Source organism: Polyangium sp. 15x6 (assembly GCF_029960785.1).
GTDB lineage: Bacteria > Myxococcota_A > Polyangia > Polyangiales > Polyangiaceae > Polyangium.
Genome location: NZ_JASBQE010000043.1, coordinates 24,872 through 38,234 on the forward strand (window position 1 = coordinate 24,872; position 13,363 = coordinate 38,234).

Annotated in this window: 8 protein-coding genes; 6 read left to right on the forward strand and 2 right to left on the reverse strand. The window is 70.7% G+C overall.

The window, feature by feature from the left end:
- Nucleotides 1–196 precede the first annotated feature (196 nt).
- From QHF83_RS28175 to QHF83_RS28185, 3 genes are all read left to right on the forward strand, one after another.
- Nucleotides 197–1,192, forward strand: coding sequence for an NADPH:quinone oxidoreductase family protein (locus QHF83_RS28175; protein ID WP_282421053.1), 996 nt, complete (start codon nt 197–199; stop codon nt 1,190–1,192).
- 43 nt (nt 1,193–1,235) lie between these two features.
- Entirely contained in the window at nt 1,236–2,357 is a 1,122-nt protein-coding gene (locus QHF83_RS28180; RefSeq protein WP_282421054.1) for an arginase family protein, read from the forward strand.
- Nucleotides 2,358–2,492: 135 nt separating this feature from the next.
- Nucleotides 2,493–3,143, forward strand: coding sequence for a hypothetical protein (locus QHF83_RS28185; protein WP_282421055.1), 651 nt, complete (start codon nt 2,493–2,495; stop codon nt 3,141–3,143).
- A 1-nt stretch (nt 3,144) separates the two neighbouring features.
- Here QHF83_RS28185 and QHF83_RS28190 read toward each other — a convergent pair whose 3' ends face one another.
- Nucleotides 3,145–3,540 (reverse strand): hypothetical protein, encoded by a 396-nt coding sequence (locus QHF83_RS28190; RefSeq protein ID WP_282421056.1) that lies wholly within the window; start codon nt 3,538–3,540, stop codon nt 3,145–3,147.
- 132 nt (nt 3,541–3,672) lie between these two features.
- Between QHF83_RS28190 and QHF83_RS28195 the strand changes: the two genes are divergently transcribed.
- Nucleotides 3,673–7,566 carry a serine/threonine-protein kinase gene (locus QHF83_RS28195; RefSeq protein WP_282421057.1) on the forward strand — a complete coding sequence of 1,298 codons (3,894 nt, stop codon included), beginning with the start codon at nt 3,673–3,675 and terminating at the stop codon, nt 7,564–7,566.
- 3 nt (nt 7,567–7,569) lie between these two features.
- Here the strand turns inward: QHF83_RS28195 and QHF83_RS28200 are convergent, their stop codons facing one another.
- A complete protein-coding gene (locus tag QHF83_RS28200; protein ID WP_282421058.1) occupies nt 7,570–8,193 on the reverse strand; it encodes a hypothetical protein in 624 nt (207 codons plus the stop codon).
- 130 nt (nt 8,194–8,323) lie between these two features.
- Here QHF83_RS28200 and QHF83_RS28205 point away from each other — a divergent pair, with 130 nt between their 5' ends.
- Together QHF83_RS28205 and QHF83_RS28210 are read left to right on the forward strand one after the other, a co-directional pair.
- Nucleotides 8,324–11,893, forward strand: a complete 3,570-nt coding sequence (locus tag QHF83_RS28205; protein WP_282421059.1) for a MopE-related protein — start codon at nt 8,324–8,326, stop codon at nt 11,891–11,893.
- A complete protein-coding gene (locus QHF83_RS28210; RefSeq protein ID WP_282421060.1) occupies nt 11,890–13,335 on the forward strand; it encodes a MopE-related protein in 1,446 nt (481 codons plus the stop codon). The genes QHF83_RS28205 and QHF83_RS28210 overlap by 4 nt, the downstream gene beginning before the upstream one ends.
- Nucleotides 13,336–13,363 lie beyond the last annotated feature (28 nt).

A 13,363-nucleotide genomic window follows, 5' to 3' on the forward strand; every position in this document is an offset into this window, starting at 1 on the left:
GGCAAGCCTTCGGCCCTTGCGAGGTGAGGGACGACCATGACTCGACGAGGAAGGATTAAGGGTTTTTCGGGGCGGCGGCCGCGGTGCTCGACCTCACGCCCTGACGGGCCGCGGGCGCTCCAGCGGATGGGACGCTCTTCGTCGAAACATCGTTCCGTCGCGCCGAACGATGTTCTAGAAAGACCACGAACACACGATGAAAGCCGTCCTTTGCAAGGCCTTCGGGCCCCCCGAATCGCTCGTCGTCGAGGATCTCCCGAGCCCCACGCCCGACGCGGGCCAGGTGATCGTCGCGGTCCACGCGGCCTCGGTCAATTTCCCCGACCTCCTCGTCATCCAGGACAAGTACCAGTTCAAGCCGAGCCTGCCCTTTTCGCCGGGCGGCGAGGTCGCTGGGATCGTCACGTCGGTGGGCAGCGGCGTGACGTCGCTCGCGGTCGGCGATCGGGTGGTCGCCTGGGCTCCGTACGGCTGCTTCGCCGAGGAGGTCGCGCTGGGCGAGGGGCAGGTCATCAAGGTGCCGGACGGGATCGATCCCGTCACGGCCTCGACGCTGCTCGTGGCGTACGGGACGACGCATCACGCGCTGGTCGATCGGGCCGCGCTTCGGGCCGGCGAGACGCTCGTCGTGCTCGGCGCGGCGGGCGGGGTGGGCGTCGCCGCGATCGAGATCGGGAAGCTGCTCGGCGCGCGCGTCATTGCCTGCGCGTCGAGCGACGACAAACTCGAGGTTTGTCGGGCGCGCGGGGCCGACGAGGTCGTGAACTACAGCCGGGAAGACCTGAAGGCGCGGCTGAAGGCGCTCGCGCCGAACGGCGCGGACGTCGTGTACGATCCCGTCGGAGGCTCGTTCGCCGAGCCGGCGCTGCGCGCGATGGCCTGGCGAGGCCGCTACCTCGTGGTCGGATTCGCCGCGGGCGACATCCCGAAGATCCCGCTGAACCTCACGCTGCTGAAGGGCTGCTCGATCGTCGGCGTGTTCTGGGGTTCGTTCACGATGCGCGAGCCTTCGCTGTATCGCGAGGGTCTCGCCGAGCTCTTCGGGTGGGTTCGGGACGGTCGCATCCGGCCGCACGTCGAAAAGACCTATCCGCTCGAACAGGCGAGCGCGGCGCTCTCCGCGATGTCCGAGCGGCGCGTGAAGGGCAAGGTCGTGCTCGTCACGGAGCGGGGGGCCGCGGAGGCGCGCTGAGCGAAGTGCACGCCGGGGCCTTCTGGCCTACGCTAGCCCCGCCATGACGCCGATCGAAGAGCTCGCCGTTCTCCTCCGGCCCGCGGGGGGCGGGCTGCACCTGGTCTCGACCGGGCGCGCCGAACAGCTCGCCCTGCAACGCGCGCTCTACCAGGTCACGACCGACGAGGCCGTGCAGGAAAAACACCTCGAAGCGCTCGCGCGGATCGGCGCGGCGCGCGTCGTGATCCTCGGCGTGCCCTCGGACGTCGGCGCGGGCTTCCGGCGCGGGGCGAACCTCGGCCCCCAGGCGATCCGCTCGCGCTTGCTCGAAGAACAGCCGGATTTTCCGGCGCGCGCGGCCGAGCTCGGCATCGTCGACATCGGCGACGTCTTCGTCGTCCCGCAGCTCCTCTCGGACGACATGCTGAGCGAGGCGCAAAAGGCCGCTTCCCGGAAGGCGCTCTACCCGAACGTCCCCGCCGATGTGGCCGAGCGCCTGCCCGTCTCGCCGCTCTCGATCGCCGAGCGCGCGCTCGATCTCGTGTTTCAGTTGAACCCCACCGTAAAACCCTTCGTCATCGGCGGCGATCATTCGACCGCCTGGCCCGTGGCCGCCGCGCTCGCGCGTGTTCGCCCGCCGTCGAAGGAGCGCTGGGGCATCGTGCAGCCCGACGCGCACACCGATCTTTTGCCCGAGCGCCTCGGGATTCGCATGTGCTTCGCGACCTGGTCCTACCACGCGAACGAGCTCTTCGGGCGTGATGGACGGCTCGTGCAGGTCGGCACGCGGGCCTCGCGGCACGAGCGGGGCCACTGGGAGCAGAGCCTCGGCGTGCGGCAATTCTGGGCGGAGGAGTGCCTCGCCAAACCCGAGGCGACGCTCGACGCGCTCGTCGCGCACCTGAAAGCGCGGGGCGTGACGGGCGTTTATTTCTCGAATGACATCGACGGGACCGACGAGCGATTCGCCGACGCGACGGGCACGCCGGAGCCCGGCGGGCTCGAGCCGGATTTCGTGGTGGAGCTCATCCGTCGGCTCGGCCGCGACGTGGGGATCGTGGCGGGGGACGTCATGGAAGTCGCGCCCGTGCTCGGCCCGCGCCCCGACAGCCAGCGGCAGACGGTGGGGCTCGCGGTGCGATACCTCGACGAGACGCTCCGCGCGATGCTCGCAGGGCGCTGATACAGCTCCTCGCGGACCCATTGACAGCCTTTCGTCGGTGCTGTCTTCTCCCGGAAAGCCGGAGGGTCCATGAGTCAGATCGAGCGTCGTCGCAAAAATGGGTGGAGCGCGGTTCCCGTCGTGATGGTCCTTGCGATGGGATCTTGGGGCTGCGCTCATCTGCCCAAGACGGGCACCGAGTCCACGGGCGAGCCGCTCAACGTCGAGGTCCGGACCGAGACGCACACGTACGTCACGCAGGCGAAGGTCGGCGAGGTGCAGCATCGCGATTCGTCGGGACGGCTCGTGGGCACGTCCTCGCTCTACGAGAATCAGGTCGGCTCGTACGACGTCACGCGCTGGCAGGTTTTTCAGGGCGAAACACCCATCGACGATCAGGACTTCTTCAACATCGCGGGCGACACCGAGGCGGCGAACCGGATCGCCGACTATCGCGCCACCGGCGTGACCATGAACCGGGTCGGGCTCGGGCTCGCGATCGTGGGCGGCGCGGCGATGCTCGCGGGGATCATCCTCGGGTCCACGGTCACGACGAAGGACGAGTACGGCACGGAGTCGCGCCCGCTGTGGACGACGGCGGCGGCGACGGGCGGCATCCTCGTGGGCCTCGTGGGCGGGGGCATCGCCTGGGCTGGTTACGCGCGGACGAAGCGCGAGCACCCGATCGACGATCCGCAGAAGGCGGCCAACGCCGCGCGCCGGTACAACAAGGAGATCGGCGAGCAGCCCGAGGACAACGACGACGAAGAAGAGGAAGAGCGTCCGCGTCGCAAGCGTCGCCGGTGATCTAGGGTTTTACCTTCTCGGCGAGATCGAACATCGGCGCGTAGAGCCCGTACATCGAGAGGCCGACCGCGCCGATGGCGAGCGCAATGCCGCCGAGGAAGAGGCCCACCGCCATCCCGCCCTTGCCGCTCTTCCGCGCGAAAATTCCCGCCACGCTGAGCGCGATCGCGCCGGCGGCTCCGCCGAGCGGGGTCACGTGTCCGAGCACGGCGCGCGTCACGAACGGCAAGGCCGCGCTGCTGCCGAACTCGCCGTACATCTTCGCGAAGGCCGGGAGCACGAGCCGGTCGAGGAGCACGAGGGCCGTCGCGAGCGAGGCGACGACCAGCGCCAGCACGAAGTCCACGGGGTTCAGGCCCACCACGCGGGCTTCCTTGGGGTCTTCCGGGTTCGTCACGATCGCTCACCGCCTCGGGGCCGGGAGTGTACTCACGCGGGCCTCGTTGCAAAGCACGAGGCGCGGCGCGTGGGGAAGGTCGGGGGCGTGCTCGTGATGGCCCGAGCGCGCGAAGGCGGGTAAGAATGGACGATGCAAGCCGGCACGGTCGTCGCGCAGCGATTCGTGATCGAGCATCTCGCGGGCGAAGGCGGCATGGGCGAGGTGTACCGAGCCACGGACATCGGCTCGGGGACGCCCGTGGCGCTCAAGGTCCTCCGCTCGGCGGGCGCGCAGACGGAGGAACGATTCCAGCGGGAGGTCGCCGCGCTCGAGCGCCTCTCGCACCCCGCGATCGTCGCTTGCCTCGGGCACGGCGTGCTCCCCGGAGAGCGGCCGTGGCTCGCGATGGAGTGGCTCGAAGGCGAGGATCTCGCGCGGCGCATCACGCGCGGCCCGCTCGCGCCCGAGGACGCGCTCACGATCGCGCGCACGGTCGCGGAGGCGCTCGGGGCGGCGCACGCGATCGGCGTCGTTCACCGCGACGTGAAACCCCACAACGTCTTTCTCGTCGATCGAGATCCGGCGCGGGTGAAGGTCATCGATTTTGGCCTCGCGCGGGTGACGGGCACGCAGACGGCCACGCTCACGGGGGCGCTCGTCGGCACGCCTGCGTACATGGCACCCGAGCAGATCCGCGGCGCGCGTGACGTCGATGGGCGGGCCGATCTCTACGCGCTCGGCGCCTTGCTCTTCGAATGCCTCACGGGGCAGAAGCCGTTCGTCGCGACAGACCACATCCTCGGCGTGATCTCGCAGATCCTCTTCGAGCCCGCGCCGCGCCTCCGCTCGCTCGTGCCGTCCATGCCCCCCGAGCTCGACGCGCTCGTGGCGGCCCTCCTGGAGAAGGATCCCGAGCGGAGGCTCTGTCCGGCGAGCGAGGTCGCGACGGCGCTCTGCGCGATCGATCCGGGCCGGTTCGGACCGCGGCCGGTCCTGACCGAGCGGCCGCCTTCGCTCACCGGCGAGGAGCTCCGGCTCGTGTCGGTCGTGCTGCTCGCGGCGCCGCCCTTGCCGAGCACCTCGCCGCTCGACGACACCGTGCTCGAGCGGCGTGATCCCGCGCTCGTGCAAGCGGTCACGCGCGTGGCGGCGCCGCTCGGCGGGCGGATCGAGGCGCTCGGGGACGGCACGGTCCTCGTGGCGCTCGCGGGGCGCGGAGCCGCGACGGATCAAGCCACGGCCGCGGCGCGATGCGCGCTCGAGATGCGGGCGCTCGAGGCGGGGCGGCTGCTCGCGCTCACGACGGGGCGCGGGAGCGCGGGCGCGGGATCCTTGTTCTCCGATGCGGCCGCGCGCGCCGGCGCGCTGATCCGCGTCGCGCCTCCGGACACGGCCGGCATCGTCATCGACGAGACGACACGCGGGCTGCTCGACGCGCGTTTCGCGCTGGAGCGCCTTGGGGATCTCCACGTGCTCGTCGGCGAAGATCCGTCGGGCGAACCTTCGCGGCAGCTCGCGGGCCGGGCCGCGCCGTTCGTGGGGCGCGAGCGGGAGGTCGGGTACATCGAGCGGCTCTTCGAGGACGTCGTGGGCGAGTCGCGCGCCGTGGCCGCGGTCGTGGTGGGGGAGGCGGGGGCGGGCAAATCACGGCTCGGGCGTGAGGTCCTCGCGTCGTTCCGGCGCATCGAGCCCTCGGTCGAGATCTGGGTCGGGCGAGGCGAGCCGCTGAGCGCGGGCGCGTCGTTCGGACTCATCGCGTCGGCGCTCCGCGACGCGGCGAAGATCCGCGATGGAGCGCCGGCCGAGGTTCGTCACGACGCGCTGCGTGTGTTCCTCGATTCACGCGTCGCGCCGGTGAACGGAGAGCGCATCACCACGTTCCTCGGCGAGCTCGTGGAGGCGCCTCGGCCCGGGGCGGACGAGGGCGAGCTCCTCCGCGCGGCGCGCCGGGATCCGATGCTGATGGGCGATCAGCTCCGGCTCGCGTTCGAGGATCTCGTGGAGGGCGTCACGACCTCGCGCCCGCTCGTCCTCGTGCTCGAAGACCTGCACTGGGGCGACGGTCCCACCGTAAAACTCCTCGATCGTTTGCTCCGCAACCTTCATGCGTCGCCGCTCTTCGTGCTCGCGCTCGGGCGGCCGGAGACGCTGGAGCTCTTTCCGGGGATCTTCGCCGAGCGCGAGGTGCACCACCTGCGCCTCTCGGGCCTGTCGCGGCGGGCGGCGGCGACACTCGTGCGGCGGAGCCTCGGCGACGACGCGCGGGAAGAAGACGTGCAGGCCATCGTGGATCGCGCCGCGGGGCATCCGCTGTTCCTCGAGGAGCTGGCGCGCGCGGCGGTCGAGTCCTCGGGCTCGTCGACGCTGCCGGAGACCGTGCTCGCGATGGTGCAATCGCGCATCGAGCGGCTGCCGTTCGAGGCGCGGCGGATCCTGCGCGCGGCCTCGATCTTCGGCGAGACGTTCTGGCGCGGCGGGGTCACGGCGCTCGTCGGCGACGCGCTCGGCCCGGCCGAGGTCGAGCAGTGGATCTCGCTCCTCTGCGATCGCGAGGTCGTAGAGGCGCGGCGCGAGGCGCGTTTCCCGGACGAACGCGAGTACGGCTTCCGCCACGCGCTCTTTCGGGAGGCGGCGTATGCGATGCTCACGCCCGCGGATCGCGAAGTCGGGCATGCGCTCGCGGGCGCCTGGCTCGAAGCCGCGGGCGAGACCCGCGCGGCCGTGCTGGCGGAACATTTCGATCAAGGCAGCGACCTCGAGCGCGCCGTCGTCCACCACCATCGCGCGGCGCGGGAAGCGCTCGAAGCCGGCGATTTCGTGGCCGTGAACCGGCACGTGGATCGGGCGATCGCGCGGGGCGCCGCGGGGCGTTTCCTCGGCGAGTGCCTCGCGTTCAAGGCCGAGGCTGCGCACTGGCAGGGCGCGTTCGAGGAGGCCGAGCGGCTCGCCGAGGAGGCGATGCGCGTGCTCGAACCGGCGACGCCGCGCTGGTTCGAGGCGGCCTCGGCGTTCGCGATCGCGGCGGGCAGGCGCCTCGCGCAGGACAAGCTCGCCTCGCTTTGCGGAAACCTCTCGGAGCTCGGCGCGCGCGGCGAGCAGAGCGACGCGTACATCCAGGCGGCCATCCGCGCGGGCCTCCAGGCCTTCATCGCAGGACAGTACGAGGTCTCGCAGGAGCTCTTGCGCCTGATCCTGCCCTTCCTCGAAGATCCATCGGACCGCGAGCTCGGCACGCAGGCCTTGCTCCAGGTGCTCGCGGCGAGCCGCGCGAGCCGCGCGTGGCGGTACGACGCGACGGCCGCGCATTTCCTCGAAGCCGCGGCGATCTTCGAGCGCGCGGGTGACTTGCGGAGCGCCTGCTCGCAGCGCCTCGACGCCTGCTTCTTTTTCATCGACCTCGGCGACGCCGAGCGCGCGCGCGAGCTCTGCCACGAGCTCCTTGCCGCGGCGAATCGGCTCGGTTTGTCGCGGATCCTCTCGGCCGCGCGGGGGAGCCTCGGCAGCGCGCTTTACGTCCTCGGCCGGTACGACGAGGCGCTCGCGACGCTTCATGAGGCCGAGCGGGATCTCGACGCGCAGGGGGACATGCGCCTCGGGGGCCTCACGCGGATCAAGCTCGCCCGCTGCTTGCTCGCGCAGGGAGAGCTCGACGCGGCGGCGGCGAAGGCGCTCGAGGCGCGCCGCCTGCTCGCGGGCATGCGCCGGTACGACACGATGGCGCTCTCCGTCCTCGCCAGCATCCGGCTCGCGCAAGGCGACGTGCCCGCGGCGCTCGAGCATTCCGAGGCGGCGATGGTGATCCTCGCGTCGATCGGTCGTATGGGCACCGACGAAATCGGCGTGCGGCTCGCGCGTGTGCTCGCGCTCCGCGCGGGAGGCGATTCCGAGCAGATGCGCGCGGAGCTCGCCGCCGCGCGTGAGCGCGTCTCGTGGATGGCTTCGCGCCTCGATACCGAGGAGGCGCGTCAGCGGTTCCTGTCACGCGTGACGGAAAACCGACGCGTGCTCGAGCTCGCCGCGGAGGAGGGGATCACGGGCGGCTGAAGCTCAGCCGCAGCCGCCTTCGACCGGCAGCGCATCGACGTCGAAGGGCTCGCTCGTCGGGACCCACGGACCCTGGGCGTCGAACGTGAGCGCGCCGTGCAGCGAGATCGAGCAGGGGAACGTTCCTTCGACCACCAACGTTCCGCCGCCGGAGACGGCCGGCGCGGCGCTCATCGGTTGCGGGGGAAAACCTCCCGGCGTGGCGCAATCGCTCGCCTGGTTCGTCACGTCCGCATACGAGACGACCCACGGGGCCGTGGCCTCGATTGCGATCGTCGAGGTCGTGCCCATCTCGACGAAGAGGCGGAAGCAGACGTTCCGCGCGGGATCGGCCTTGAAGACGATGAACCGCGGGACGTGCGTGAACAGGTTCGACGCGGAGTATTCGACGTCGCTGCCGCCGCCGCCCGCGCCGCCGCTTCCGCCACCGCCTCCGGCGCCGCCTTCGCCTCCGGCGCCGCCCACGCCGCCGCTGCCGCCTTCGCCGTCGCCTCCGCCGCCGCTGGCGGCTTCCCCACCACTTCCCTGGTTCGTGTCCTTGATCTCGCCCTTGCATGCGAGCAGGGCGAGCGCGAGGACGGCGTTTGCCGCGATGAACGGTGCGGATCGAAAGGAAGAAAGGCGCATGGTGAGACCTCCGGCTGTCCTTCGCCGATGGTACGCCGCGCACCGAAGAGCGTCACGCGATCGCGATTGCAAACCTCCCGCTGCGACCATGGACAATCGGACGCGGCCTCCTCTAGATTGCTCTGCTGGCATGTTACGCTTTCGCGCCTACGCGTGCGCCTTCGCGGTGCTCGCCGTTCTCCTCCTCCTCGGTCCGCGTGCCTACGCCGCGGACCTGATCCTCGACGGCAGCGTCGCCGGGCCCGCGGTGTGCCCCGACGGCGGCACGCCCGTGGATCGACTCTGCCAGGTCAACGCGACCCCCGCGCAGAACGTCGCCTGTCGTTACGGCGGTGAAAAAACGTTCGGCGTCGTGTCCTTGACCAAGGGCGCTCTCGTCTGCGTCGCCCCCTACGACGGGACGAACAAGACCACCACGGGCAACCTCGTCCTCAAAGCCAACCAGATCACCATCGACGCGACCTCGCGCATCATCGCGAAGGGCGCGGGGTATCGAGGGCTTCTCTGCAACGATGGCGAGGGACCCGCGACGTCGCCCCTCGCCGGCGGGCGCGGCGGCTGCTCGGTGCTCGATTCCGGCGGCGGCGGCGCGCATTTCGGCCAGGGCGGGCGCGGCACGAAGGACTGCCAGATCATGGGATCCGCGACCGCGTGCGAGTTCCCGCAGGAGTGGGAGGAGGACTGCGGCAACCTCGCGGCAAACGGCAGCTCCTGCGTCGCGGCGAACGATCCGAACAAGGCCGTCTGTTACGGCACGACGAACAGCGCGAACGGCGCGGGCGACGGGTTCCCCACGGTCGCGGGCCTGCCGTACCGACACAGCATCTACGAGGTCGAGTTCGGCGCGGCCGGCGGCGACAAGGGGTGTCGCGACGGCTACGAGGCGGGGCTCCGCGCGGGGCGCGGCGGCGGGCGGATCGTGCTCTTCGCGGCGACGGCGGCCCAGAACGGCGTGATCGACATCGCCGGCGGGATCAGCGCCGACGGACACCGCGGCTGCGCCGTCGGCAACGACTCGGCGGGCGGCGGCGCGGGCGGATCGATCCTGCTCATCGGCGATCACGTGAACGTGGCCAGCACCGCGCGCATCAGCGCCCACGGAGGCCGCGGCGGCGACTCGCAGCCGAAATGCCTGCCTTGCACGGTGAACGCCGACTGCGGCGCCGGACAAACCTGCCAGGCAGGCCGCTGCAGCCCCTGCAACTGCACGCCGTGCACCTCGAGCGCGCAATGCAACGCGCTGCTCGGGCAGACGTGCCAGAACCTCGGCGGCGACCTCGGCTTTGTCTGCGCGAACGGCGCGAAAGAGTGCACGCCGATCGACCCGATGGACAACGAGGTCGAGTGCCGCGCCACGCAGAACAACGGCACCTGCGACGATTGCGCGGGCGGCGGCGGCGGCGGCATCATCAACGTGCAGTCGCGCGTCGGCACCATCCACCCGCAGGCGATCTTCGACGTGCGTGGCGCGAACGGCGGCATCTGCCCGATCTGCGCCGGCGAGGCGGGCGGCGGCGCGGGCGAGCTCCAGATCGACAGCGCCTACGTCGGCGAGATCTGCGACGGCTGGGACAACGATTTCGACGGCATGGTCGACGAGGACCTCGGCGTGATCCCCTGCCCGGACGGGTCGATGGTCCAGGCGTGCCTGAACGGCGTCCCGCAGATCTGCAATTACGACCCCGCGCAGTGCCTCGTGCCGGCGTCGGACGCGCGCCCGCGCTTCGCGCTCGTGCTCGACACGTCGGGCTCGATGCTGAACGACCTCGCGGGCAACCCCACCTTCGGCGACGGCTCGCTCGATTATCCGGGCGTCGATACGGGCAGTGATCCCGACACGACGGCGGGCAACAATTCCCGCCTGTTCATCGCGAAGCAGGCGCTCACGCAGGTGCTCAGCGCCTTCCCGGAGAGCGATTATGCGCTCGCCCGGTATTACCAGGACGTCGGCGTCAACCGGAGCTGCCAGTCCGCGGCGAACTTCGAGTGCGCGCAGAGCTGCTGCTCGTATGACGATCCCTCGGACAACCTCCCGCCGCCGTACCCCTCGGTGTACCCGGACAACCAGTGCGTCCTCTCGCAGCTCTATCCGAGCGCGGGGTACCCGAACAACGCGACGTTCACCGGGAACATCCCGATCGGCTGGCCGAAGGAGGCGATGGAGATGACCCCGACCTCGGACTGCATCAACTACGCCGGATCCTGCGGTCCTCCGCGGCGCGGCGCGCAGTTCCTCGTCGGGTTCAACCAGCCCGTCAACCGGTATCTGAAATGGCTCGACGGCGTCGAGGACGCCGACGCGATGTTCGACGCGACCACCCCGGAAGGCAACCACTGCTCCATGGGGAACTGCGAGGTGCGTGGCTCGGGTCCGACGCCGCTCGCCGGCGCGCTCCAGGCGACGCACGATTACCTCAAGCCCGTCGTCACCTGCGACAGCGCCGCGGCGTGCCGATCGTACGCCGCGATTCTGCTCACGGACGGCGCCGAGAGCTGCCAGGGCAACCCCCAGGCCGCCGCGGCGGCGCTGCTCGCGGGCATCAACGGAAAACCCGTCCCGACCTACGTGATCGGCTTCTCCGTGCTCCCGAGCGAGCAGACGCAGCTCAACCAGATCGCGGCCGCCGGCGGCACGGGCCAGGCGTTCTTCGTGTCGTCGAAGAGCGAGCTCGCGAACGCGCTCGCGCAGATCATCGGGCAGAACCAGAAGTTCGAACTCTGCAACGGCCTCGACGACGATTGCGACAACCTCATCGACGAGGATTTCCCCGAGAAGGGCCAGCCCTGCACGGACGGCGAGATCGGCGTCTGCCTCGGCGTCGGCACGTACGTCTGCAAGGCCGACGGCTCTGGCACCGAGTGCGGCATCACGGACCCGGGCGCGACGCCCACGGCCGAGGTGTGCAACAGCATGGACGACGATTGCGACGGCCTCGTCGACGAGGACGCCGCGGGCCTGCCGCTCGATTGCCCGAGCTGCATCCCGTCGCCCGAGGTCTGCGACGGCGTCGACAACGACTGCGATTTCAACATCGACGAGGAGCCGGACGTCTCGACGAACCAGCCGACGATCTTCGGCATTCCCTGCGGCGAGCTCATGGCGCCGAACGATCAGAGCCCTTGCCAGCTCGGCACCATGCTCTGCATCAACGCCATGCCCGTGTGCGTGGGCTTCGTCGGTCCGAAGGAGGAGCTCTGCAACGGGCTCGACGAGGACTGCGACGGCGCGGCTGACAACATGGCGCCCTGTCCCGGCGACAGCAAATGCATCGAGGCGCAATGCGCGATCCCCTGCACGGGCGGTGAATTCCCGTGCCCGCCGGGCCTGTCGTGCAACGACGACGGGTATTGCCTCAAGGCGACGTGCGATGACGTGAACTGCAACCCGGGCCAGGTCTGCGTGGACGGCATCTGCGTAAACGCGCCCGACGGCGGCATGGGCGGCGCGGGCGGCGAGGGCGGTAGCGGCGGGAATGGCGGCGATGGCGGCATCGGCGGTGGTTCCACGACCACCACGGGCAGCGCCGGCGCGTCGAACGACGACGCGTATGGATTGGCCACGGGCGGCGGCGGTTGCACGTGCGGCGTCGTGGCCGACGAGCGGCAGAACACGGCCGTGATCGCGGGGCTCGTCGCTCTCGCGTGCATGGGCCTCGGTCGTCGCCGCGGCGCGCGCGCGTCGCGCAAGGAGGCGGCATGAAAGCGGGACGAACGATGCGGCTCGGGGTCTTCGCTGCCTTGTTGCCGAGCATGTTCGCCGTCCTCTTCGGGAGCGGCTGCGTGGACGACGCGTTTTGCTTCTCCTGCGGCGCGGAGCCCTCGGGCAGCGGCGCCTCCGGCGGCGTGGGCGGTGTGGGCGGTGAGGGCGGCGAAGGTGGAATCGGGTTCGGCGGTTTTACGCAGGTGGGCGGCGGGCCGCCCTGCGACGCCGACCTCCTGAACGACGTCGACAACTGCGGCGCGTGCGCCAACAAATGCCTCCTGCCGAGCGCGTTCCCGCGCTGCGAGCAGGGCGTCTGCGTCGTCGACACCTGCGTCGCCGGCTCGTACGACGTCGACGGGGACCCGAAAAACGGCTGCGAGTACGCCTGCCCGGTGCCGGTGCTCGGCCCCGAGCAATGCAACGGCATCGACGACGATTGCGACGGCAAGGTCGATTCGGCCGATCCGGATCTCACCGCGCCCTCGAACCTCTGCACCGTGACGGCCGGGACGCCCTGCGAGGGGACGATGGTCGTCTGCAACGGCGCGGCGGGCTGGTCGTGCGTGTATCCGCCCGAGGTCGAGGTCGTCTCCGGCTTCGTGCGCATCACCGAGACCCGCTGCGACGGGATCGACGGCAACTGCGACGGCAGCGTCGACGAGTGGTTCCAGGAGCTCGGCTCGGCCTGCGACGATGGCGGCCTCGGCAAGTGCGTCGACGTCGGCAAGGTCGTCTGCGATCCGCAAAACCCGGCCACGACGATCTGCGATCTCTCGGTCCTGCCCGACGCGGCGCCGCCGACGGCCGAGCTCTGCAACGGCGTGGACGACGATTGCGACGGGTTCGTCGACGAGGAGCTCGATCCCTCGGCCTTCGAGATGGATCCGATCCCCGGCTCGAACCCGCCCGCCTTCGTGGATCGTTACGAGGCCTCGCGGCCCGACGCGAGCATGCAGGCGGCCGGCATCCTCGAATCGGTGGCCTGCAGCAAGCCACAGGTGTTGCCCTGGACGGGCGGGTCGTTCGCCGAGGCCGAGGCCGCGTGCGCGGCGCGCGGGCCCGGTTTCCGCCTGTGCAGCGCCGTCGAGCTCGAAGCGGCCTGCCGCGGCCCGGCGAGCATGCTGTATCCGTACGGCGCGACGTACGACGCGATGGCATGCCTCGGCGTGGACAACCCCGCGGCCATGGGCGCGGCCGTACCGACGGGGAGCCTCGCGGCGTGCGTCTCGGGCGCGGGGCCGCGGGATCTCTCGGGCAACGTGACCGAATGGACGCGCACGCAGACGAACGCCGCGGCCGCGCCGAACCGCATCTTCCAGCTTCACGGCGGTTCGTACATCTCTCCCGCGCTCGGGCTCGCCTGCACCATGGAGCTCCCGGCCCGCGCGGCCGAGGGTACGCTCCTTCCGAACATCGGCTTCCGCTGCTGCCGGCAATAGTTTTCCCACGGGAAGCGGGGTAGAGTCG